Origin of the sequence: Leisingera sp. ANG-M7, assembly GCF_000813965.1 — a bacterium.
Classification (GTDB): domain Bacteria; phylum Pseudomonadota; class Alphaproteobacteria; order Rhodobacterales; family Rhodobacteraceae; genus Leisingera.
On the sequence record NZ_JWLI01000024.1, the window covers coordinates 1 to 23,381 of the forward strand.

A 23,381-nucleotide genomic window follows, 5' to 3' on the forward strand; every position below is an offset into this window, starting at 1 on the left:
TTCCCTGACTGACACTGCCCGACAGGTTGCCTCCCCGTGACGATGCCCCCGCCACCGCCCGCTGAAACCGTGCCTGCCCCCGACGATGAAACCCACCGCTTCCCGTGCGAGCAATGCGGCGCGGATTACACCTATGACCCGGCCAAGGGCACGCTGACCTGCGGCCATTGCGGCCACACAGAAAACATCCGCAGCGGCCCCTGGAAAGGCTCCGCCCTGCAGGAGCTGGACTTCCGTGCGGCTGTGGCCGAGCAATTGCCCGAAGCGGAGATCGAGGTGACCAGGGTCTCCACCTGTCCCAACTGTGCCGCGCAGGTGGAATTCGACCCCGACACCCACGCCAGGGAATGCCCGTTCTGTGCCACGCCGGTGGTGACCGGCACCGGCGAAAACCGGCATATTAAGCCCAAGGGTGTGCTGCCCTTTGCGGTGGAGGAACGCGCCGCGCACAAGGCGATGACGGACTGGCTCGGCGGCCTGTGGTTTGCCCCGAACGGCCTCAGGGAATATGCCCGCAAGGGACGGCGGATGCAGGGTATCTATGTGCCTTACTGGACCTATGACGCCCAGACCCGCAGCAGCTACACCGGCCAGCGCGGCACCGTTTACTATGTGACCGAAACCTTCCAGCACAAAGGCAAGACCCGCACCCGGCAGGTCGCCAAGGTACGCTGGACGCCCGCTTCGGGCCGGGTGCAGCGGTTTTTCGATGATGTGCTGGTGCTGGCCTCAAAAAGCCTGCCCAAAAAATACACTGAGGGTCTGGAACCCTGGGACCTGGCGCAGCTGGAACCCTACCAGCCGCAGTATCTGGCAGGCTTCCGGGCCGAAGCCTACACTGTGGATCTGGAAGCGGGTTTTGCCGAGGCCGGGCAGAAAATGGACCGGGCGATCGAGCGTGATGTCCGGTTTGACATCGGCGGCGACCGCCAGCGGATTGCCCATATCGACACCAAAGTGTCAGATGTGACCTTCAAGCACATCCTGCTGCCGGTCTGGCTCGCCGCCTACAAGTACCGCGGCAAGACCTACCGTTTTGTGGTCAACGGCCAGTCCGGCCGGGTGCAGGGTGAGCGGCCCTATTCGGTTTGGAAGATCGCATTTGCCATCCTGCTGGCACTGCTGATCGGTGCCGGGATCGCCCTTGTGGCCAGCCAGCAATAGCCACCCCAAAAAGCGGAAGGGGGCGCAGCCGCCCCCTTCCTGAACCGGCCGGTTCCTTTCCCCGGATTCTAAGCCGGAACCCGCGGCCGGCCTCCCTGTCAGCCTTTGCTGATTTCGATCCTGCGGGCGGTTTCCGGCTGTTCCAACGCCTTCTTCGGAACCGCAATATGCAGCACGCCGTCCTCCATCCTGGCTGAGGCCCCCTGCCCGTCCGCGTCCTCCGGCAGACGGAAGGACCGCCGGAACGCGCCATACTGGCGCTCGCTGAAATACCAGGTGTCGCCCGTCTTCTCGGACTGGGTCTTCTTCTCGCCGCGGATCGTCAGAACGCCGTTGTCCACGGTCAGCTCCACATCCTCCAGCGAAACTCCCGGAAGCTCCATCGCAATGTCATAGGCCTCCTTGCCCGAAGACGCCTCTGTCGCCGGAGTGAGCCAGTCGGAAAGCCGCGCACCAAAGCTGCGGAAGGGATCATAAAGCGACGGCCAGAAACCGCCATGTTCGGTTTTTTCAACCATCGTCCAGCCTCCTTTCTTGTTGCGCCCCATGGTACCGCCTTCCCCGCTGCACTGCCTTGATCAGGCGCAAGAGCTGGGCCTTCGCTTGAGGTTTTCTTCCCCTGGCCTCGCCTGTGCCGGGCAAAGGCGCTAGAGCTGTTGCGGACAATCGGGCAATGGCCTGCTGGTCAGAACAAATCAAAGGCAGGAGCAAACATGCGCGCACTTATTCAACGGGTCAGCGAGGCCTCTGTCACGGTCGATGGCGAAGTCATCGGCGAAACCGGCCCCGGGCTGCTGGTCCTGGTTTGTGCGATGGCCGGAGACAGCGAGGCGCAGGCGGACCATCTGGCCGCCAAGATCTCCAAGATGCGGATCTTCAAGGACGAGGCAGGCAAGATGAACCGCTCGGTTCTGGATACCGGCGGCAGCGTGCTGGTGGTCAGCCAGTTCACCCTGGCGGCCGACACAAAGCGCGGCAACCGGCCCGGTTTTTCCGCCGCTGCAGCCCCTGCCGAGGGCGAGCGGCTCTATGAATATTTTGCAGAACAGCTGGCAGCGCTGGGTTTGAAAACTGCAAAAGGAAAGTTCGGGGCCGATATGAAAGTCAGGCTGCTGAATGAGGGCCCGGTGACCATCTGGATGGACACCGAACAGGCCTGACACCGGGCAGCCCACCGGTGCGCAAGCATGCCGCAAACGGCCTGCGCGCCGGCACCCGCCTTTGACAGCGTGTGAGACCCTCAGGCAGCGAAAGAGGCGTTTTCCGACCCGAAAGCATCGATTCTGTCCCTCGGCGGTCCAGCCAGCCGGGCGCGCCGGTCAGATTCACAAAAAAACCGCAAAATCCCCGCAGGAATATTTCCTGTCGCATTCCCGCAGTTTTTTTGTGTCACAAGGCTCCGAAATCGTAAAAACGGCATCTTGGTCAAAAAAGGCGACACTTGCAGATCTGCCAGCACTGTCCCGCACAAAGGCCTTCCCCAGCGTAGAGCTAATAACGCTTGCGAGTTAGCGGTAAATACGCAAATCTTAAATCGCCAATCAAAAAACAGGTGCCATCAGCACCGCAACCAATCGGGAGAACTCAATGAACCGTCATATGCAGTATCTGGCCAGCCAGGCCGCGGCAGGCAAACTGTCGCGCCGTGACTTCCTGGGCAAGGCCGCCGCACTGGGCTTTACCGCTGTGTCCGCAAACCTGCTGCTGTCCACCGCCGCCAAGGCGGCCGGCCCGCAGAAAGGCGGCACCATCCGTCTCGGCCTGCAGGGCGGCTCCACCACCGACAGCCTGGACCCGGCATTGGTCACCAACACCGTTGGCCTGATGGTCACCCGCCTGTGGGGTGAAACCCTGGTTGAGCTGGCTGACGACGGCGGCATCGAAGGCAAGCTCGCCGAAAGCTATGAGGCCTCTGCCGACGCCAAGACCTGGACCTTCAAGCTGCGCTCCGGCGTGACCTACTCGAACGGCCAGAACGTCACTGCCGACGACGTGGTCAAAACCATGGAACGCCACAGCGGCGAAGACACCAAGTCCGGCGCCCTGGGCATCATGCGCGGCATCAAGGACGTGCGCGCAGACGGCGACAGCGTTGTCTTCGAACTGGACAGCCCGAACGCCGACCTGCCCTACCTGCTGGCCGACTACCACCTGATCATCCAGCCGAACGGCGGCAACGACGATCCGGCAGCCGCCATCGGCACTGGCCCTTACATCATGAAGTCCTCCGACATGGGCGTGCGCTTCGTGGCCGAGAAGAACCCGAACTACTGGGGCGACCTGGGCAATGCGGATACCGTGGAAATCATCGTCATCAATGACGACACCGCCCGCGTCGCGGCGCTGCAGTCCGGCCAGGTGGACGTGATCGACCGGGTGCCCCCGCGCACCGCGAAACTGGTCGACCGTGCGCCGAACATCACCGTGCACTCGACCTCCGCGGCCGGCCACTATGTGTTCATCATGCACTGCAACACCGCACCGTTCGACAACAACGACGTGCGCATGGCGCTGAAGTACGGCATCAACCGCCAGGAAATGGTCGACAAGATCCTGAACGGCTACGGCACCGTCGGCAACGACACCCCGATCAACGCCTCCTATCCGATGTACACTGAGCTGGAACAGCGCCAGTTCGACCCGGACAAGGCGATGCACCACCTGAAGAAATCCGGCCACGATGGTTCCATCCTGCTGCGCACCTCGGACAACTCCTTCCCGGGCGCACCGGATGCCTCCGCCCTGTTCCAGCAATCGCTGTCCAGCGCCGGCATACAGCTGGACGTCAAGCGCGAGCCGAACGACGGCTACTGGTCGGAAGTCTGGAACGCCAAGCCGTTCTGCACCAGCTACTGGGGCGGCCGTCCGACCCAGGACCAGATGTTCACCACCGCCTACCTGTCCACCGCGGACTGGAACGACACCCGTTTCAACAACGAGCAGTTCGACCAGATGCTGGTGGCAGCGCGCGGCGAACTTGACGTGGCCAAGCGGACGCAGATGTATGCCGACATGTCGACCATCCTGCGTGACGAAGGCGGCCTGATCTGCCCAATGTTCAACGACTTCGTCGAAGCGACCACCGACAAGGTCGACGGCTTTGTCGAGGGCATCCCGGGCCAGGTTCTGATGAACGGCTATGCGGCCAGCAAGCTGTGGGTCAAAGCCTAATATGTCTCCGATCGTAAAACTCCTGGCTCAGCGCATTGCGCTGAGCCTCCTTCTTTTGCTGCTCATCTCAGTGGTGATCTTCGCCGGCACCATCGTTCTGCCCGGCGACGTCGCGCAATCGATCCTGGGTCAGTCGGCAACACCGGAGGCACTGGCCAACCTGCGGGCTGAGCTGGGTGTGAACGATCCTCCCGTACAACGCTATTTTGCTTGGCTCTTCGGCGCCATGCAGGGCGACCTTGGCACCGCGCTGACCAGCGGCCAGGACATTGCCCAGGCTCTCAGCAGCCGTTTCTGGAATACCCTGTTCCTCGCCTTCTGGGCTGCCGTGGTTGCGGTTCCGCTGGCGATCTTCCTGGGCCTGCTGGCCGTCCGTTTCAAGGACCGCTGGCCCGACAAGATGATCTCTGCAGTCACCCTGGCCTCGATCTCGATCCCCGAGTTCCTGATCGGTTACGTTCTGATGTACTTCATCGCGGTGAAGCTGCGCTGGTTCCCCTCCGTGGCCATGGTCAACGACTCCATGGGCCTTTTTGACAAGCTGAACGCCATCGCGCTGCCGATTGCCGTTCTGACGCTGGTTGTTCTGGCACACATGATGCGAATGACCCGCGCGGCAATCCTGAACGTGATGCAGTCAGCCTATATCGAAACCGCAGAACTCAAGGGCCTCAACGCCTTTCAGGTGATCTACCGCCATGCTTTCCCCAACGCGATCGCGCCGATCGTGAACGTGGTGATGCTGAACCTCGCCTATCTGGTGGTTGGCGTCGTGGTGATCGAGGTGGTCTTTGTCTACCCCGGCATGGGCCAGTATCTGGTTGACCACGTGTCCAAGCGTGACGTGCCTGTTGTGCAGGCCTGCGGCCTGATCTTTGCCGCCGTTTATATCGGTCTCAACATGATTGCCGATATCGTCGCCATCCTGAGCAACCCGCGCCTGAGGCATCCGAAATGAAGAATATCCCCATTTCCGCACTCATCGGGCTGTTCTTCACTGCCCTCTACTTCCTTGGTGCCATCTTTGCGCCGCTGCTGGCCCCCTATGGCGTCGGCGAAGTGGTCGGCGATGTGTGGGAGCCCTCCAGCGCAGACTACCTGCTGGGCACCGACAACATCGGCCGGGACCTTCTCAGCCGGATGATCTATGGCGGCCGCACCACCATCTTCATCGCCACCGCCGCGACGGTTCTGTCCTTCACCCTGGGCTCTGTCCTTGGCTTCTTTGCCGCAGTGATGGGCGGCTGGATCGACCAGGCCCTGTCGCGCTTCGTCGATCTGGTGATGTCGATCCCGACCCTGATCTTTGCGCTGGTGGTGCTGTCGGTTGCGCCGGTCACCATTCCGATGCTGATCCTGGTGATGGGCCTTCTGGACGCCACCCGCGTCTACCGCCTGGCCCGTGCCGTTGCGGTCGATATCGAGGTGATGGACTACGTCGAGGCAGCCCGCCTGCGCGGCGAAAAAACCGCCTGGATCATCTTCCGCGAGATCCTGCCCAACGCGCTGTCCCCGCTGATCGCTGAGATGGGCCTGCGTTTCATCTTTGCGGTCCTGTTTGTCTCCACCCTGTCCTTCCTGGGCCTGGGCGTGCAGCCGCCAGAGGCTGACTGGGGCGGCATCGTGAAGGAAAACAAGGAAGGCATCGTCTACGGCATTCCTGCAGCCCTGATACCGGCCTTTGCCATCGCCACCCTCGCGATCTCGGTCAACCTGGTGGCTGACTGGGTACTGAACCGGACCACATCGCTGAAAGGAGGCCGCGGATGAGCGATACCCTGTTGAAAGTCCGCGACCTGAAAATCGGCGCGACCATCTACCCGCCGGGCGAACGCCCCCGCGACATCGAGATCGTGCACGGGGTCAGCTTTGACCTCGCGCCGGGCAAGGTCCTGGGGCTGATCGGTGAATCCGGTGCCGGCAAATCGACCATTGGCCTCGCCTCCATGGCCTATGGCCGCGGCGGCGTGAAGATCACCGGCGGCGAGGTCTGGGTCAACGGCCGCGACATCCTGAAGGGCGGCCACAAGGACATCCGCAAACTGCGCGGTGCCGAAGTGACCTATGTGTCGCAATCAGCGGCGGCCTCCTTCAACCCGGCCAAGAAGATCATGGACCAAGTGGTTGAGGCCGCGGTGGAACAGAAAAAGTTCTCCCGCAAGGACGCCGAGGCCCGTGCCCGGGTTCTGTTTGCCAAACTGGGCCTGCCGGATCCGGACAACATCGGCGAACGCTACCCGCACCAGGTGTCTGGCGGCCAGCTGCAGCGCTGCATGACCGCGCTGGCGCTGTGCCCGGAGCCGGATCTGGTGGTGTTCGACGAGCCGACAACCGCGCTCGACGTGACCACCCAGATCGACGTGTTGATGGCGATCAAGGAAGCGATCCGCGACACCGGCGTTGCCGCGCTCTACATCACCCACGACCTGGCGGTTGTGGCACAGGTGAGCGACGACATCATGGTTCTGCGGATGGGCAACACCGTCGAATACGGCAATGTTGACCAGATCATCAACAACCCGCAGGAGGAGTACACCAAGGCGCTCGTCTCAGTGCGCTCCATCGAGCATGAGGAGAAGGCCCCCACCGAGGAGCCGGTGCTGAGCGTGCGCAACATCACCGCGCGCTACAAGGGCACCCAGTTCGACGTGCTGCACAACGTGAACGTCGATCTGTATCCCGGTCAGACACTGGCTGTGGTGGGCGAATCCGGATCCGGCAAATCCACCCTTGCCCGCGTGATCACCGGCCTTCTGCCGCCGCGCGAGGGTGAGATCGAATTTGCCGGCCGCACCCTCTCGCCCGATCTCAAGGGCCGAACCCGCGAGGATCTGCGCGAGCTTCAGATGATCTACCAGATGGCAGACGTGGCAATGAACCCGCGCCAGACTGTCGGCACCATCATCGGCCGCCCGCTGGAGTTCTACTTCGGCATGCGCGGCGCCGAGAAGAAGAAGCGGATCATCGAACTGCTGGACGAGATCGAGCTGGGCGAGAAGTTCATGGACCGCTACCCGGCGGAGCTGTCTGGCGGCCAGAAGCAGCGCGTCTGCATCGCCCGCTCGCTGGCGGCCAAGCCCAAGATGATCATCTGCGACGAGGTCACCTCGGCGCTCGATCCGCTGGTGGCGGACGGCATCCTGAAGCTGCTGCTGGATCTCCAGAAGATCGAAGATGTTGCCTATCTCTTCATCACCCACGATCTGGCGACCGTGCGTGCCATCTCCGACAACATCGCGGTAATGTACCAGGGCAAGGTGCAGCGCTACGGCGGCAAGTCCAAGGTGCTGAGCCCGCCGTTTGATGATTACACCGATCTGCTGCTCAGTTCTGTTCCCGAGATGAAACTGGGTTGGCTGGAAGAAGTGATCGCACACCGCAAGATGGAAAGCGCCGGCAATTAAATCCACGAATGGATGCAAAGCCCCTGCTGACTGCCAGCGGGGGCTTTTTCTTTTTCAAACATCACGCTTTTGTGATAGTTTAATGAAACAGGGAGACCGCAGCGAAACGCGCTGCAAATAACATAAAAACTCTGAGCGTGGCTAAGGTGAGGCAAGCCAACCCGAATTACCGGGCAGTATTGTTGTGACTGCAGGAAATGGGGAGGAACCTTCATGAAAGACTGGGCAATTCACGGATTCGAAATCGCCAATTGCAACTGCGTCCCCGGGTGTCCCTGCCAATTTTCGCAGCTGCCCAATGACGGCACCTGCGAAGCCATGCTGACCTTCCGCATTGATACCGGGCACTACGGGGATACCAAACTGGACGGGCTGCGCGCCGCGGCAATCTACAAATGGCCAGGCCCTATTCACGAGGGCAACGGTGAGATGCAGATCATCATCGACGAAGTTGCTACGGCAGAGCAGAAGTCCGCGCTTGAGGCGATCATGACCGGCCAGGACACCGAAGAATTTGCAACCATGTTCTTCGTCTTCAATGCCATGTGCACAACCAGGCACGAAACCCTCAGCGCCCCGGTATCGCTGAGTTTTGATGCGGAAACCGGCATTGGCCATGGCAAGGCTGGCAGTATCGGGGAAACCAAGGTCGAACCGATTGCACACATCGTTTCAGGGGCGCCGCATTCGGTCCAGATCAAGCTGCCCAATGGCTTTGAGTATTCCGAAGCATCAGTCTGCCAGGGCACGACCCGGACGCCTGGATCCGCCATCAGCCTGGACAAGAACAGCGGAACCCACGCCCATGTCGCCGAGCTGCACCTGACCGGCAAGGGTGTTGAGCGCGCGGCCTGATCCGCAATGGCCCGCTTGCAGCAGATACCCGGAGCAGCCGAACGCCTGGCCCGCAACGACCAGTTGGTGGTGCTGGGGGCCGTGGCCTTCGTTGTGCTGCTCAGCGGTCTATATACCGTCTTTGGCGTGGGCATGAATATGTCGGCGGTTGAGATGACCCGGATGGCCCGCCCCATCGGTGAGCCGATGGCGATGGGCGGCGGACCGGTCTGGACCGCGGGCTATGCTGTGCTGATCTTTCTCATGTGGTGGGTGATGATGATCGCCATGATGACACCCAGCGCGGCCCCGGTGCTGCTGCTGTTTACCGCGATCAAGAAATCCGGTTCCCATGCCGGCAGCGCCCCGCTGCTCAGCCTGCTGTTCCTCAGCGGCTACCTGCTGGCCTGGGCCTTCTTCTCTTGTATTGCCACCGCCTTGCAGTGGTGGCTGGAAACACTGGGCCTCTCCGACGGCCCCATGATGTCGCTCAGCAGCCGCACCCTTGGCGGTGCATTGCTGCTGGCGGCGGGCGCCTATCAGTTTACCCCCTACAAGCACGCCTGCCTCTCCCATTGCCGTTTGCCGGTTCAATTTCTGACCGCGCACAACCGCACAGGCTTGGCTGGTGCTGTACTGATGGGCGCCCACCACGGCACCTTTTGCATTGGCTGCTGCTGGGCGCTGATGCTGCTGCTGTTTGCCGGCGGTATTATGAACCTCTATTGGATTGCCGGGCTGGCACTCTTTGTGCTGGCCGAAAAGACCTTCCCCTACCCAAGATTCTTCACCGCAGGTGCCGGGGTGCTGCTGCTTCTTGCAGGCAGCTATGTACTCGTTACCGCGCCCTGAACCTGCCGGCGCTGACCGGCAATTCTGCAACGCCTCTGCGAAAATGCCAGTTTGCGGCCGATCCGCCGTTTTTTGAATGGCAATTCAAGAAATGGGCGCAATGATACCCTCCCGAAGCCATCGCAAGGCAAAGGGATTCGGCGAATGGACAACAAACTCCTGCTCATCATTCTGGACGGCGTGCCCTGGCGCAATTTCCGCCGCCTGTTCGGCAACCTCGAAGGCTGGGTCGACAGCGGCGACGCACGCGTCTGGAAGCTGCGGGCGGTGCTGCCGTCAATTTCGGCCAGCTGCTATGCCTCGATCCACACCGGCGTGGCCCCTGCCGTTCATGGCTGCACCGGCAATGCCAACGTCTTCCGCCTGAAGGAAAAAGACGTATTCAGCCAGGTCCGCGAAGCCGGCGGCGTCACCGGTGCCGTGGCGCACAGCTACTGGTCCTCGTTCTTCAACCGCCACCCCTTCGACTATGTGCGCGACATTGAATACGACGAGCCGGAGAGCAAAACCATCAACCACGGCCGTTTCCACACCATGACCGGCTACGGCAAGGACAACCAGATGACCCCTTCGGATGTCGATCTGTTTGCCACCCTGACCAACCTCTGCCTGCGCTTCGGGCTGGACTACGGCATGCTGCACGCCTGCACCTTGGACAGCATGGGCCACCGCTATTTCCACGACTGCCAGGAAATGGACCACGCCTGTTTCGTGATGGACGAGATGCTGGCCCCCTTCATCACCCGCTGGCGCGATCTGGGCTATGAGGTGATCGTCACCGCCGATCACGGGCAGGATGAGCGCGGCCACCATGGCGGCCGCAGCCCGCTGCAGCAGGAAACCGCGCTCTATTACTTCGGTGAGGCCGACGGGCCGGATCATGGCGACGTGATCGACCAGCGCCAGCTGGCGCCCACCATCCTCAAGCGGCTGGGCGCGCCTATTGCGGACACCATGAAGGCAGAGCCGTTCCTGAAATAATCAGAAGTGGCGGCTGTGTGCTAGAATGGCATTCAGCCGCCGTTTTCAGATGTCAGGACTTTGCCATGAAATCCCTTGCCGCCGTGTTTTTCCTGCTGGCCGCCCCGGCGCTGGCCAGCGATGCTTGCCACGACCTGTGGTTCACCCGCAACGCGGTGATCGACCGGGCTGGTTACTGCTTCGGCTCCCCTTTGGGGCAGGCCGTGTTCAACAACGGGGATTGCACTGGCAAGTCTGTCTCCCTGCCGCCTCAGTCGGAACGCCTGGTTGCTGACGTGAAGCAGATGGAGGCCCGCTTCGGCTGCCGGGTCAACAACAAGCAAACCCATCTGGACTTGGATGACCTGTTCCTGCGCTACCAGCTTTGGGATCTGCCGGTGCGCGATGAATTTGAAAGCGCCTGCTTGGGCTGGCTGGGGCCGGTCATGGGGCTGCGGGCAGGCCACAGGCCGGATGCGCCGCTGGTCGGGCAGATAGACCCCGGCGATTACGTCAACTACTCGCATATCCCGGTGGGCAGCTGGACCTATGTGACCACTTCCGGCCCCGATTGGCAGGTCACCAGCGGCGGCTGGCTGGACACATCCCAGTTTCAGGAGCAATGCCAGGATTATGCCGGATAATCGGCGCTATTCGTCATAGGGCCAGATCCCCTGGCCCAGCGCCTCAACCGCGACCGAAATCCGCTCAAAACTATCGCGCGCCCGGCCCACGCTGTGGCGGGCCCGCAGATAGCCGTGAATCAGCCCTGGCTCGTTGATCCAATGCGCGTTGCCGCCAGCCGCCACGATACGGTCACGGTAGTCCCGCGAGTCATCGCGTACCGGATCGCAATCCGCCGTCACCAGCACCGTCGGTGGCAGGTCCGAGAAATCGCTGTCAGACAGCGGCGCAAACAGCGGATCATCCTTCGGCGGCGCCCCTTCGGTACGGATATCCATGTAATACAGCACGTCCTCCCGCGTCAGCATCGGCGCCTGCGCGTGCTCCAAATAAGAGCCCTGCTTCACATCACCGCCGAACGCGCCATAGATCAGCACCTGACCCAGAATCGTCTCGCAGCGGCCGCGCGCATGATGCGCCACCGCGGCACAAATGTTGGCACCTGCACTGTCGCCCATCAGGACAACGCCTTTGCCGTATCCAGCCTCGACCCAGCCCAGCACCACCCAGGCATCCTCAAAAGCCGCCGGATGCTTGTGCTCCGGCGCCAGCCGGTAATCCACTGCAACCACCCGGTAGCCGGTCTGGGCACAGATCTCGGCGCAGACATCATCGTGGCTGTCCAGGCCCCCGACGACAAAGCCGCCGCCATGGCAGAACAGAACCGTCCTTGTCGGATCGCCCGCCGTATAGACCCGCACCGGCACACCGTTGGCTGACAGCTCCTCAACAGCAACGACATCCGGGCGCGGCACCCGGAACTCCAGGGCCATCGAATTGTAGATGCGGCGCTGCTCCTCGATGCTCATGTCAACGGCGTCATCGGGATAAAGCTCCCCGGTCTTCTGGATGAAGTCCCAGGTCTCCTCGTCGATCAGCCGTTCGTAGTCCATCTGCGAGCCTCCCTGCACGCCGCTGCTCCAGAGAGCCTAGGCACAGTTTTCCGCAAATGGAATGCCTGAAAGAAAAAGCGCCCCGAAGGGCGCTCCTTATCCCACACTGTCCGGCGGGGTCACGCAGCCGCGGCAGTCTCCCACGGACGGGTGAAATTGTTGAGCACGCCATCAATGTCCGCCTCGGAACTGCCGTTGGCAGCAACCTGGGCCACCAGACCGCGCTTCTTGTCGTCGGTCACGCTGACAACACGCGCCGCCACGCCGGCCTGCTCCAGCGCGCCGTTGTAGACGCGGGTGATTGCCATCTTGCGCAGATCCGGCTTGAATACCTTGCCCACCGCGGTTTTCGGCAGCTCGTCCAGCACCGTCAGATGCTTGGGGATCGCCGCCCGCTCATGCACATGCACCTTGCAGTACTCCAGCAGCTCCGCCTCGCTGACGCTGGCGCCATCGACCAGTTCCACAAAGGCGCAGGGAAGCTCACCTGAATGGGCGTCCGGCTGGCCGATCGCCCCGGCAAAGGCCACCGCATCATGCCCCAGCAGCGCCTCTTCGATCTCCGCCGGATCGATGTTATGGCCGCCGCGGATGATCAGGTCCTTGGCGCGGCCCGTAATCCACAGGTAGCCGTCCTCGTCGATCCGGCCCAGATCGCCGGTGCGCAGGTATTTCTCCTGGTAATAGAGGTCCACGTTCTTGTCGGCCTCGGTATAGGTATTCCCGGCATAGACACCCGGGTTCGACACGCAGATCTCCCCCACCTCGTCGCGCCCGCATTCCAGCGCCCCGTCGTTGGTCTGCTTGACAATGCGCACGTCCGTATAGGGGAACGGGATGCCCACCGACCCCACCTTCTTCTCGCCGACCGGCGGGTTGCAGGAGACCAGGCAGGTGGCCTCCGTCAGGCCGTAACCCTCGACAATGGCCACACCGCAGGCGCTCTCAAACCGCTTGAACAGCTCCATCGGCATCGGGGCAGAGCCGGAGAACGCGGTTTTCACGGAAGATATATCCGCATCCACCGGCCGCTGCATCAGCGCCGACACGGCGGTGGGCACGGTGATGATAAAGGTGATCTTCCAGCGCTCGATCAGCTTCCAGAAATTGTCAAAAACGCCCTCGCCACGGTAGCCCTGCGGCGTCGGGAACACCACATGTGCGCCAGAGGCAATCGCCGCCATCATGATCACATGCACCGCAAAGACATGGAACAGCGGCAGCGGGCACATGATGTTGTCTTCTTCGGTGAACAGTAGCGTGCTGCCCAGCCAGCCGTTGTAGACCAGCCCCGAATACTTGTGCTGCGCCACCTTGGGCATGCCGGTAGTGCCGCCGGTGTGGAAATAGCACGCCACCCGGTCACCCGCACTGTCGGCAAAATTCAGCGTCTTGGGCTGTTTCGCCATCTCCTTGGAGAAGTTCAGGTAGTCCGCATGGCTGGGCCGGCCGTCCATCTTGGGACGGATCAGCGGCACGATCCAGGACTTCGGCGGCGTCAGATAGCGGTTCAGGTCCACTTCCAAAACCGTGTTCACGCCCGGCGCGTGGCGCACCGCCTCAGCCACCTTCTGCGCCACATCCGTTTTCGGGAAGGGCCGCAGGGTGACAACAACTTTGGCCTTGGTCTCCCGCAGGATGGAGGCGATCTGCTCCGGCTCCAACAGCGGGTTGATCGGGTTCACAATCCCAGCCACCGCACCGCCCAGCATGGTGACCAGCGTCTCGTTACAGTTGGGCAGCACATAGGCCACCACGTCCTTTTCGCCGATCCCCAGCGCGCGGAACATGTTTGCCGCCTGGCTCACCTGATCCTTCAGCGTGCTCCAGGTCAGCGTCTCCGCCTTGTCATTGGCGCCAGAGAATATCTGATAGCTGACCGCCTTGCTGTTTGGAAACTTGTCCGCGGTGCGCGACAGCAGCCCGTACAACGTGGCCGGCAGATCCCGCGCCTCATACGGCATTTCATTCTGCAGCGCATCGCGGTCCGCGATTCCGGAAAAACCCATAATTCTCCTCCCCGTTCCTCCGCTGCACATCCGGTGTACAGGGGGTGTACAGGCGGTGCACGGAGGGTGTCTCTGTTTTTTGCCCAGATTATTGCAATCGCCCGATTGCGCAAGCGCCGCGGCAGGGTCACGCCAAGGCAGCTTGGGCGGTGACGTCGCGCCATTTCCCTGCATTGGGCGGTTTTCAACAAAAAACGCCCCGGATCGGCTCCGGGGCGCTTACTCTGTTTACTATGCAGCGATTATTCCGCCGCCAGCCCTTCGGTGAACTGCAGCTTGGCAAGGCGCGCATATAGCCCGCCCTGCCCCACCAGTTCGTCATGGGTGCCGGTGGCGACAATCCGGCCCTGGTCCATCACCACGATGCGGTCGGCCTTTTTCACCGTTGCCAGCCGGTGCGCCACGATCAGCGTGGTGCGGCCCTGGCTCAGCTCATCCACCGCGGCCTGCACCAGGCGTTCGCTTTCCGCATCCAGCGCCGAGGTCGCCTCGTCCAGCAGCAGCACCGGAGCATCACGCAGAATGGCGCGGGCAATGGCGATCCGCTGTTTCTGGCCGCCCGACAGCATCACGCCGCGCTCGCCAACAAAGCTGTCGTAGCCGTCCGGCAGCTTCGAAATGAAGTCATGCGCCGCAGCCGCTGCGGCAGCAGCCTCAACCTCGGCATCGGAGGCCTCCGGCCGGCCGAACCGGATGTTCTCGCGCGCCGAGGCGGCAAAGATCACCGGATCCTGCGGCACCAGCGCAATATGACGGCGGAACTCATCCCGCTGCAATTGCGTCAGCGCCACGCCGTCCAGCTTTACCGCGCCTTGTTTGGGGTCATAGAACCGCTGCAGCATCTGGATGATGGTTGTCTTGCCAGCACCAGAGGGACCGACAAACGCCACCGTCTCACCCGGTTTCACCGTCAGCGACACCTCATCCAGCGCCGAAACATCGGGACGCGAGGGGTAGCGGAAAGTGACATTGTCGAACGCGATCTCACCCTTGACCGGTACCGGCAGCACCTGCGCCGCAACTGGGTCCAGCACCATGTCTTCGGCGTTCAAAAGCTCCACCAGCCGTTCGGTTGCCCCGGCCGCGCGCTGCAGCTCGCTCCAGATCTCCGACAACGCCGCCACGGAGCCTGCGACCAGCACCGCATAGATCACGAACTGGATCAGCGTGCCTTCGGACATAACACCCGCACGCACGTCGTTGGCGCCCATCCACAGAACGCCCACGATGCCGGAGAACACCAGGAAGATCACGATCACAGTCAGATAGGCGCGGGTCTGGATACGGCGGTGGGACACATCATAGGAGGTTTCGGTCAGCTCGGAAAACTTCTTTCGGCTGGCACTTTCATGAGTAAAGGCCTGCACTGTCTGCACCGCCCCCAGCGCCTCTCCCGCGTTGCCGGAGGAGGCTGCGATCCAGTCCTGGTTTTCCTTGCTGATCGCGCGCAGGCGGCGGCCCAGCACCAGGATCGGCACAATCACCGCCGGCACGATCAGCAGCACCATCATCGTCAGCTTCGCCGAAGTCAGCAGCATCAGCACCATACCGCCCAGGAAAATCAGCAGATTGCGCAGCGCAATCGAAACCGATGAGCCCAGCACCGACTGAATCAGCGTGGTGTCGGTGGTGATCCGGCTCAGCACCTCACCGGTCATGATGCGCTCATAAAATTCCGGGCTCATGCCGATCACCCGGTCGAACACCGCCTTACGGATATCGGCCACCACCCGTTCGCCCAGCCGCGTCACCAGCGCATAACGGACGCCAGTGCCCACCGCCAGCAGCGCCGCGATCACCAGCGCACCGCTGAAATAGAGGTTCAGGAGCTCGGAATCAGAGACCCGGAAATTGTCCACCACCCGGCGCACCGCCAAGGGCAGCGTCAGCGACAGCGCCGCCGTCAGCACCAGCGCACAGGTCGCGGCCAGCATCAGCAGGCGGTAGGGGCGCATGAACGGCCACAGGGCCGACAGCACGCCGATCTTCCGGGATTTCTCCCGCTCTTGCTCCGCATTCGGGGCCGCATTATTCCGCGCCATTCCGGATCCTTCTGCACTTTGGTCCCGCGGGTTTCAAATCCCGCGTAATTGCCAAAGGTTCATGGCCCCGCAGGCCCGGCGCGTCAAGCGCTGAGCAGCTTCAAAACGCGCCTGATTACAGATGCGCTCTGCGTCACGGGGTATCAATACGGCGGGCTGGAAAGGTCTGGAGCGGGTAGCGGGAATCGAACCCGCACCTTAAGCTTGGAAGGCTCTTATGATACCATTTCACCATACCCGCTCAGGACATTTGCTGATTTAGGTGAAGCGCCGGGGAAGGTCAACCACCTTGTTTTCGTTTGCCTTTGCGGTGGCGGAAATTTCATCGTGCCCCTTGCGAAAGCCCCGCCAAGCCCCCCAAATACAAGCACAATCCAACCGCCCCGCCGCCCGCGCACAATACCGGAAGACCGCCGTGATCCTAACCCTGCACACCGCCGTACTCACTGCCCACGGCCAGCCCTCTGCCCCCGGTCCGGCAGAGGCGGATCTGGCAGCCACTGCCAAGGCCGTTGCCGCGCATCTTCCGGGCTGGGATGTCCGCTCTGCCACCCTCGCAGCCCCCGGCCGGCTGGAGCAGGTGATGGAGGACAGCGCAGTGGTCTATCCGTTTTTCATGTCGCGCGGGTATTTCACCAGCAAGGTGCTGCCGGGGCGCCTGCAGGACCGGGCTTACCGGTTGGCCACGCCGTTCGGGCTGGACAGCGGCCTGCCGGATCTTGCTGCACATTCCGTGCAGCAGGCGGCATCGAAAAGAGGCTGGCTGCTCAACGAGGTGAACCTGCTGCTGGCCGCCCACGGCTCAGCCCGCGGTCCCCGCGCCGCAGAAGCCGCAGAGGATTTCGCCGCCCGGCTCGGCCCGCTGCTGCCGGGCTGCACCGTGTCACTGGGCTACATTGAGCAGGAGCCGCGCCTCGCGTCTGCTGCCGCTACCCTGCCCTCACAGACCATCTGCCTGCCGTTCTTCGCCCAGGCAGGCGACCACGTTAAGGAGGATCTCCCCGAAGCCCTGGAGACCGCAGGCTTCGGCGGCATTGTGCTGCCGGTGACAGGCACCCTGTCCGGAGCTCCAGCCCTGATCGCCGCAGCCATCCGTCTTGCAAGCCTTGACCGGAACGCGGCTGAGTGAAATTCCAGCCTTCCGGAAAGAAAAGCAATTTTTGGCTCAAGCAACGGCATTTGGCCTCTTGCGCCAACCCCGGGCATGTGATTAATCACGCCTTACACCACGGATGGCGAGTTGGCGGAGTGGTGACGCAGCGGATTGCAAATCCGTGTACACCGGTTCGATTCCGGTACTCGCCTCCACATTTCTCTTGGATATCCTACTGTTTTATGACGCGAATTGCGGACAGTCCGGCCGCAAACGAGGCATGGCCCACGCCGCTCGCGTCGGCGGCGCCCTCTACCGCCGCGTCTTTCTCCACTTAACCTAAAATTATTTTTTGCCGGATATCCGGGGAGTCAAAGAGGAGAAGCCTCGACACCCCGGTTCTGGAGAATCCGCCGAATGTACTTTGAATCGCACAACCAGCCGGACTCCGGTCAGGAGACCCGCCCGCTGGTGACCGTATTCTGCGCTGTCTGGCACAAACAGGAAGACAAGCTGGAATTGCTGCGTTCCCATTGGGAGAACCTGAAAGCACAATCCATCCCGGTTGAACCCTGCTACATCTTCGACAACGGCGATCAGGCCCCGGACTGGCTTGAGGCGCCCTGGCACTCCTTTTCGGAACCGCTGACTATCTACGAAGCCTGGGCCGCAGGGGCTGCACTGGCCCGCACCCGGTACGTCATGAACCTCAACATGGACGACCGGCTGGCCACAGGCGCCGCTCAGGAACTTGCGGAAACCGCGATGGTGACCAAGTCCGCCCTGATCGGGGGGGACTGGCTGATTTCCTTCGACCGGGAGCACCTTGCCCGGGATTTCCCGGTAGCCGGCTACACGGATACGCAATTCGTGGCAGACTGGCCGCCCCGCCCCTGTGAAGGATTGCGGCTGGGCAGCGGGTCCGGCGAGCGCGGCACCTATGGCGCCGGAACCATGTGGGACCTGGAGATGGTGGGCAAATGGTATCCCACTTACTTCAGCAACGGTGAACCAGTCCTTTCGATCGGCGATGCCATCTTCTGGAAAGTCCTGAAAGACAAGCAGCTCAAACTGACCCGGCTGCCCAGGATCATCGGGCGCTATTATTCAGATCCGAACGCGCAGGCCGAGTTCCGGCCGCACAAGGACAATGAACTGCTGAAATCGCACGGGTTGAGCACCCGGTCCTTTGCCGACGCCGTGCTGACCGGCGATTTCTCATGGCATGGCAAGCTCCAGGCCCCAGCCAAGAAGCATCCGCTCAACAAGATTGAGAAGGCAAGCGCCGAGTTTGAAGCCCGCTACCGCAAGATTTTCGGCCTGCCCGCGCAACAGGTTGCTGCAGAATAACAATGGCTGCGAAGATTTATATCACGGGAAGCGGCGGGATTGTCGGGCGCCATGCGCTCAGGGCGCTGGCGGAGCTTGCCCCCGGCGCCAAGGTAATCCGCAACACTGCGGACCTGACGAACCTCCCCGAAACCGCCGCCGCTGTGGCCGCCGCCGGTCCGCTGGACCTGGTCATTCATCTTGCCGCAATGGTGCCGGTTGCGCAGGTCAATGCAGACCCGGCCAGGGCATACGCGGTCAATGCGGGCGGCACAATGAACCTCTTGTCGGCCCTGGCGGGCTCTCCTGCCCGGATGCTCTTGTGCTCATCCAGCCATGTCTACGCCAGTCAGGACGCCCCGATCGCGGAAACAGCGGAAACCACGCCCGTCACCGTCTACGGGCAGAGCAAGCTGATGGCTGAACAGGCCGCGCTGGAAATCTGCGCGGCCGCGGGCCGGTCCCTCTGCATCGGCCGCCTGTTTTCGATCCATGACCCGGAACAGACCGGAAGCTACCTGCGGCCCTCGCTGGAAAAACGGTTTGCAGAGGCCGACCCTGAGGCCGCCTTTGAACTCTATGGCGCGGAGGGCCTGCGCGATTTCCTGACCGCACGCGACGCTGCCCGCTACCTGGTGCGGCTGGCACTGTCAGATGCGGAGGGCGTGGTGAACGTGGCCTCCGGCAAGCCTGTGACGGTTGCCGGGTTTGCCCAGTCGCTGGCACCGTTCCCGCTCAAGATCACTCCCCTGGGGCAAAGCAACAATCTGGTGGCCGATGTCTCGCGCCTCCGCGAAATTCTTGGAGAATGTAATGCCTGAACAGATTTCCATCGTTATCCCGACCTTCAACCGGGCGGAGATGCTGCCAAAGGCCATCGACAGTGCGCTGGCGCAAACCCACCCCTGCGAGGTGATCGTGGTGGATCACGGCTCCACCGACAACACGCCGGAGGTGGCGGCAGGCTATGGCGACAGGATCACCTATGTGCGCCGCGAGCGCGACTTCGGCCCGCATTTCTGCTGGCTGGAAGGAGTGCTGTACGCCACGGGCGACTATGTGCATCTTCAGTATGACGACGACTGGATTCATCCGACCTTCATCGAGAAATGCGCAGGCCTGCTGAAAGGCGATGTGGGTTTCGCCTTCACCGGCGCGGAAGTGGTCGATGATGCAACCGGCAACCAAATGATGACCCAGTTCCTCGACTGGCTGCCCGATACAGGCATCTTTGAAAACCGCTTGGCGGAAGAGAAGATCGTGGGCTCTCTGATCTCTCCCGGTGCAGCGGTTTTTCGCCGCCAGATCCTGATCGACGCGCTCTATCAGGGCCGCCTGCCGCTGCAGGGCCATGAATACCACGGTGTTGGCCCCGACATCTTCGCGTCGCTGCTGTCCATGCTGCGCTACCCCAAGGTCGGTTTCGTCAAGGAGCCGCTGGCCAGCTTCCGCGCCCATGACGGCAGCATCACGATCGATGCCTTCAAGGACCAGCAGAAGAAGGCAAACATCGCCGCCGCCTATAACGAGGTGCGCCACTATTACGTAGAACTGAAGGCCATGCAGGCCGTGCGGGAGGCGCGCGCATGAACATGCATTCCCCCAAACCGGTGACCCTGGCCGAAGACACCATCTCGCAGGCTGAGCTGGAGGCCACCGCGGACTGGATGCTGGCCGGAAACCGGCTGACCAAGGACAAGCTGACAGTAGAATTCGAACGCAAATTCGCGGACTGGATGGGCTGCAATCACGCGGTGTTCGTCAATTCCGGGTCTTCGGCCAACCTGCTGATGATCTATGCCGCCAAGGAAGCTGGCCGGTTGCGCAATAACAAGGTGATCGCCCCGGCCGTGAGCTGGGTCACCACGGTATCACCGCTGATGCAGCTCGGCTTTGACGTGCGGCTTTGCGATTGCGACCCGGACAACCTGGGCCTCGACCTCAACCATCTGGAGGAGCTCTGCCGGACCGAGGCGCCGTCTATGCTCATTCTGGTGCATGTGCTGGGCCACGCAAACCACATGAAGGAAATCCAGGAGATCTGCGACCGATACGGCATCCTGCTGCTCGAAGACAGCTGCGAGGCGCTGGGGTCGACCTACGGCGACCGCAAACTGGGCTGCCACGGTGCGGCAGGCAGTTTCTCCTTCTATTACGGCCACCACATTTCCACCATCGAAGGCGGCATGGTCGTTACCGACGACCCGGAGCTGCATCAAGTGATGCTGTCGCTGCGTTCCCATGGCTGGAGCCGGGACCTGGATCCGCAGCGCCGCGAGCGCCTGAAAAGCCAGCACAAGATCGACGAATTCCGCAATTTCTACACCTTCTACCATGCGGGCTTCAATCTGCGCTCCACTGACCTGCAGGCCTTCATCGGGCGGATGCAGCTGAAGAAACTGGACGGCATCTGCACCGTCCGGGCGCAGAATTTCGACTGCTACGCCGAGGCACTGACCGGCTTTTACAAGCAGACAAGCGATACCGGGCTTCTGTCGTCCTTTGCCTACGGCACGCTGGTCGAGAACCGGATGGAGGTTTTCGAGACTCTGAAGGCGCATCAGATCGAATGCCGGCCGCTGATCTGCGGCAATATCGCCCGCCATCCCTTCTGGGTGCGGGAATACGGCGAACAGATCCTGCCCAACGCGGATCTGGTGCATGAATACGGCATTTACCTGCCCAACCACCACAATCTGAGCCGCGCTGACGCCAGCCGGGTTGCATCTGTCTTTGCGTCGGTGGCCCGGCCCAAGGACATGCAGTCGGCCTCAGCCTGACAAACGCGAGCCCCCTATTGGCCCCCTCACAGAACACGGCGGAGAACACGCTATGAAAAAAGCTCTGATCACAGGCGTCACCGGACAAGACGGTTCCTATCTGGCGGAACTGCTGCTGGAAAAAGGCTATGAAGTGCACGGAATCAAGCGCCGCGCCTCGTCATTCAACACGCAGCGGATCGACCACATCTACCAGGACCCGCATACCGATCATGCCCGGTTCAAGCTGCACTACGGCGATCTGACCGACACCTCCAACCTAACCCGCATCATGCGCGAGGTTGAACCGGACGAGGTCTATAACCTCGGCGCGCAGTCGCATGTCGCAGTGTCCTTTGAAGCGCCGGAATATACCGCGGATGTGGACGGGATCGGCACCCTGCGCCTCCTGGAGGCGATCCGTTTCCTCGGCCTGGAGAAAACAACCCGCTTCTACCAGGCCTCCACCTCGGAACTCTACGGCCTGGTGCAGGAAACCCCGCAGCGCGAGACCACACCGTTCTACCCGCGCAGCCCCTATGCGGTGGCCAAGCTCTATTCCTACTGGATTACCGTGAACTACCGCGAGGCCTATGGCATGTATGCCTGCAATGGCATCCTGTTCAACCACGAGAGCCCCCGCCGCGGTGAGACCTTTGTCACCCGCAAGATCACCCGCGGCCTCGCCAATATCGCGCAAGGGCTGGAGCCGTGCCTTTACATGGGTAATATCCACGCACTGCGCGACTGGGGCCATGCGCGCGACTATGTGCGGATGCAGTGGATGATGCTGCAGCAGGAGGCCGCCGATGATTTTGTCATCGCAACCGGCCAGCAGTACACGGTGCGCCAGTTCATCCAATGGGCGGCCGCCGAACTGGGAATCATGCTGGAGTTTTCCGGCACCGGAGTTGATGAAATCGCCACCGTTGCCGCCATCGAAGGCGACCAGGCCCCGGCGCTCAAACCCGGCGACGTGATCATGCGGATCGACCCGCGCTACTTCCGCCCGGCAGAGGTGGAAACACTGCTGGGCGATCCTAGCAAGGCCAAAGAGAATCTCGGCTGGGTGCCGGAGATCACGGTGCAGGAGATGTGCGCGGAAATGATTGCCGAGGACTTGCATACCGCCCGCCGGCATGCGCTGCTCAAGGAGCACGGCTACGAGATGCCGGTCTCTCTGGAGGACTGAACGCATGAAGATCTTTGTGGCGGGTCACCGTGGCATGGTGGGCAGCGCAATCCTGCGCCGGCTCGCCGCACGCCAGGCCAACGGCGAACCGCTGGAGCTGCTCACCCGCAGCTCAGCCGAACTGGATCTGACCGATCAGCAGGCCGTGTCCCGCTTCATGCAGGCAGAGCGGCCGGACCGGGTCATTCTGGCAGCCGCAAGGGTTGGCGGCATTCATGCCAACAACACCTACCCCGCGCAGTTCATCTACGAAAACCTGATGATCCAGTGCAATGTGATCCACGCCGCCTATAAGGCCGGCGTGCACAGCCTCCTGCAACTGGGATCTTCCTGCATTTACCCCAAGGAGGCCACCCCGCCAATCCGGGAGGATCAGCTTCTGTCCGGCCCGCTCGAGCCGACAAATGAACCCTACGCGATCGCCAAAATCGCAGGCATCAAGCTGTGTGAAAGCTACAACCGCCAGTACGGCACAGATTACCGGTCGGTGATGCCGACCAACCTTTACGGCCCCGGCGACAATTTCCACCCGGAAAACTCGCATGTGCTGCCCGCGCTGATCCGCCGCTTTCACGAGGCGGTGCGCGACAGCTGCGAAGAGGTGGTGATCTGGGGCAGCGGCACACCGCAGCGCGAGTTTCTGCATGTCGACGACATGGCCGCGGCCTCACTGTTCGTGATGGACCTGCCCGCGGACGTCTACCAGCGGGAAACGAGCCCGATGCTCTCGCATATCAATGTCGGCACTGGCCAGGCATTGGAAATCCGCTCTCTTGCAGAGATGATTGCACGCATCACCGGTTTTCAGGGCCGCCTCGTCTTCGACCGCTCCAAACCGGACGGCACGATGCAGAAGCTGACCGATGTGTCGCGCCTCTCGCGCCTCGGCTGGACCGCCTCTATCCCCCTCGAACACGGGATCGCCGGCACCTACGAGTGGTTCCTGCAGCAGGACCCGGCTTCACTTCGCAGCAAATAGGACCACGGGGCTGGCA

The 23,381-nt window shown here is 62.0% G+C and carries 21 protein-coding genes and 2 tRNA genes; 18 read left to right on the forward strand and 5 right to left on the reverse strand.

What is annotated here, in order from left to right; all coding sequences use genetic code 11:
* Positions 1-42: 42 nt before the first annotated feature.
* Positions 43-1,164 carry a TFIIB-type zinc finger domain-containing protein gene (locus tag RA26_RS20050; protein WP_052272507.1) on the forward strand — a complete coding sequence of 374 codons (1,122 nt, stop codon included), beginning with the start codon at positions 43-45 and terminating at the stop codon, positions 1,162-1,164.
* Between the two features lie 98 nt (positions 1,165-1,262).
* Here RA26_RS20050 and RA26_RS20055 read toward each other — a convergent pair whose 3' ends face one another.
* Positions 1,263-1,682, reverse strand: a complete 420-nt coding sequence (locus tag RA26_RS20055) for an Hsp20/alpha crystallin family protein (protein WP_039186955.1) — start codon at positions 1,680-1,682, stop codon at positions 1,263-1,265.
* A gap of 195 nt (positions 1,683-1,877) precedes the next feature.
* Here RA26_RS20055 and dtd point away from each other — a divergent pair, with 195 nt between their 5' ends.
* The 9 genes from dtd to RA26_RS20100 all read left to right on the forward strand — a co-directional run bounded on the left by dtd (position 1,878) and on the right by RA26_RS20100 (position 11,029).
* Positions 1,878-2,324, forward strand: a complete 447-nt coding sequence (gene dtd / locus RA26_RS20060; RefSeq protein WP_039186901.1) for a D-aminoacyl-tRNA deacylase — start codon at positions 1,878-1,880, stop codon at positions 2,322-2,324.
* Between the two features lie 427 nt (positions 2,325-2,751).
* On the forward strand, positions 2,752-4,335 hold the full coding sequence (locus RA26_RS20065; protein WP_039186903.1) for an ABC transporter substrate-binding protein: 1,584 nt from the start codon (positions 2,752-2,754) through the stop codon (positions 4,333-4,335).
* A gap of 1 nt (position 4,336) precedes the next feature.
* Entirely contained in the window at positions 4,337-5,293 is a 957-nt protein-coding gene (locus tag RA26_RS20070) for an ABC transporter permease (RefSeq protein ID WP_039186904.1), read from the forward strand.
* A complete protein-coding gene (locus RA26_RS20075) occupies positions 5,290-6,105 on the forward strand; it encodes an ABC transporter permease (RefSeq protein ID WP_019295750.1) in 816 nt (271 codons plus the stop codon). The genes RA26_RS20070 and RA26_RS20075 overlap by 4 nt, the downstream gene beginning before the upstream one ends.
* A complete protein-coding gene (locus RA26_RS20080) occupies positions 6,102-7,739 on the forward strand; it encodes an ABC transporter ATP-binding protein (protein ID WP_039186906.1) in 1,638 nt (545 codons plus the stop codon). Before RA26_RS20075 ends, RA26_RS20080 begins: the two co-directional genes overlap by 4 nt.
* A gap of 213 nt (positions 7,740-7,952) precedes the next feature.
* The gene (locus RA26_RS20085) at positions 7,953-8,594 is read left to right on the forward strand and encodes a DUF1326 domain-containing protein (RefSeq protein ID WP_039186909.1); all 642 of its coding nucleotides are present in this window, start codon (positions 7,953-7,955) and stop codon (positions 8,592-8,594) included.
* Positions 8,595-8,600: 6 nt separating this feature from the next.
* A complete protein-coding gene (locus RA26_RS20090; protein WP_039186911.1) occupies positions 8,601-9,425 on the forward strand; it encodes a DUF2182 domain-containing protein in 825 nt (274 codons plus the stop codon).
* A gap of 144 nt (positions 9,426-9,569) precedes the next feature.
* Positions 9,570-10,406, forward strand: coding sequence for an alkaline phosphatase family protein (locus tag RA26_RS20095; RefSeq protein ID WP_039186913.1), 837 nt, complete (start codon positions 9,570-9,572; stop codon positions 10,404-10,406).
* A 65-nt stretch (positions 10,407-10,471) separates the two neighbouring features.
* Positions 10,472-11,029, forward strand: coding sequence for a DUF4453 domain-containing protein (locus tag RA26_RS20100; protein WP_039186915.1), 558 nt, complete (start codon positions 10,472-10,474; stop codon positions 11,027-11,029).
* A 6-nt stretch (positions 11,030-11,035) separates the two neighbouring features.
* Here RA26_RS20100 and RA26_RS20105 read toward each other — a convergent pair whose 3' ends face one another.
* The 4 genes from RA26_RS20105 to RA26_RS20120 form a co-directional block, all read right to left on the reverse strand.
* The gene (locus RA26_RS20105; protein ID WP_039186917.1) at positions 11,036-11,962 is read right to left on the reverse strand and encodes an alpha/beta hydrolase; all 927 of its coding nucleotides are present in this window, start codon (positions 11,960-11,962) and stop codon (positions 11,036-11,038) included.
* A gap of 119 nt (positions 11,963-12,081) precedes the next feature.
* On the reverse strand, positions 12,082-13,971 hold the full coding sequence (locus RA26_RS20110; protein WP_039186919.1) for an acyl-CoA synthetase: 1,890 nt from the start codon (positions 13,969-13,971) through the stop codon (positions 12,082-12,084).
* Between the two features lie 242 nt (positions 13,972-14,213).
* Positions 14,214-16,013: an ABC transporter transmembrane domain-containing protein gene (locus RA26_RS20115; protein ID WP_039186920.1), complete on the reverse strand. Its 1,800-nt coding sequence runs from the start codon at positions 16,011-16,013 to the stop codon at positions 14,214-14,216.
* 167 nt (positions 16,014-16,180) lie between these two features.
* Positions 16,181-16,254 (reverse strand) — tRNA-Gly (locus RA26_RS20120).
* Between the two features lie 174 nt (positions 16,255-16,428).
* Here RA26_RS20120 and RA26_RS20125 point away from each other — a divergent pair.
* The 8 genes from RA26_RS20125 (at position 16,429) to RA26_RS20160 (ending at position 23,365) form a co-directional block, all read left to right on the forward strand.
* On the forward strand, positions 16,429-17,142 hold the full coding sequence (locus tag RA26_RS20125; protein WP_039186922.1) for a CbiX/SirB N-terminal domain-containing protein: 714 nt from the start codon (positions 16,429-16,431) through the stop codon (positions 17,140-17,142).
* A gap of 105 nt (positions 17,143-17,247) precedes the next feature.
* Positions 17,248-17,321: transfer RNA gene (locus RA26_RS20130), tRNA-Cys, on the forward strand.
* Between the two features lie 202 nt (positions 17,322-17,523).
* A complete protein-coding gene (locus RA26_RS20135; protein WP_039186923.1) occupies positions 17,524-18,456 on the forward strand; it encodes a hypothetical protein in 933 nt (310 codons plus the stop codon).
* A gap of 2 nt (positions 18,457-18,458) precedes the next feature.
* Complete coding sequence (locus RA26_RS20140) at positions 18,459-19,256, forward strand: NAD-dependent epimerase/dehydratase family protein (protein WP_039186925.1); 798 nt, start codon at positions 18,459-18,461, stop codon at positions 19,254-19,256.
* Entirely contained in the window at positions 19,249-20,025 is a 777-nt protein-coding gene (locus RA26_RS20145; protein ID WP_039186927.1) for a glycosyltransferase family 2 protein, read from the forward strand. The genes RA26_RS20140 and RA26_RS20145 overlap by 8 nt, the downstream gene beginning before the upstream one ends.
* Positions 20,022-21,215 (forward strand): DegT/DnrJ/EryC1/StrS family aminotransferase, encoded by a 1,194-nt coding sequence (locus tag RA26_RS20150; protein WP_039186929.1) that lies wholly within the window; start codon positions 20,022-20,024, stop codon positions 21,213-21,215. The genes RA26_RS20145 and RA26_RS20150 overlap by 4 nt, the downstream gene beginning before the upstream one ends.
* Positions 21,216-21,267: 52 nt before the next feature.
* Positions 21,268-22,386, forward strand: a complete 1,119-nt coding sequence (gene gmd / locus RA26_RS20155; RefSeq protein ID WP_039186931.1) for a GDP-mannose 4,6-dehydratase — start codon at positions 21,268-21,270, stop codon at positions 22,384-22,386.
* Between the two features lie 4 nt (positions 22,387-22,390).
* Positions 22,391-23,365: a GDP-L-fucose synthase family protein gene (locus RA26_RS20160; RefSeq protein ID WP_039186934.1), complete on the forward strand. Its 975-nt coding sequence runs from the start codon at positions 22,391-22,393 to the stop codon at positions 23,363-23,365.
* Positions 23,366-23,381 lie beyond the last annotated feature (16 nt).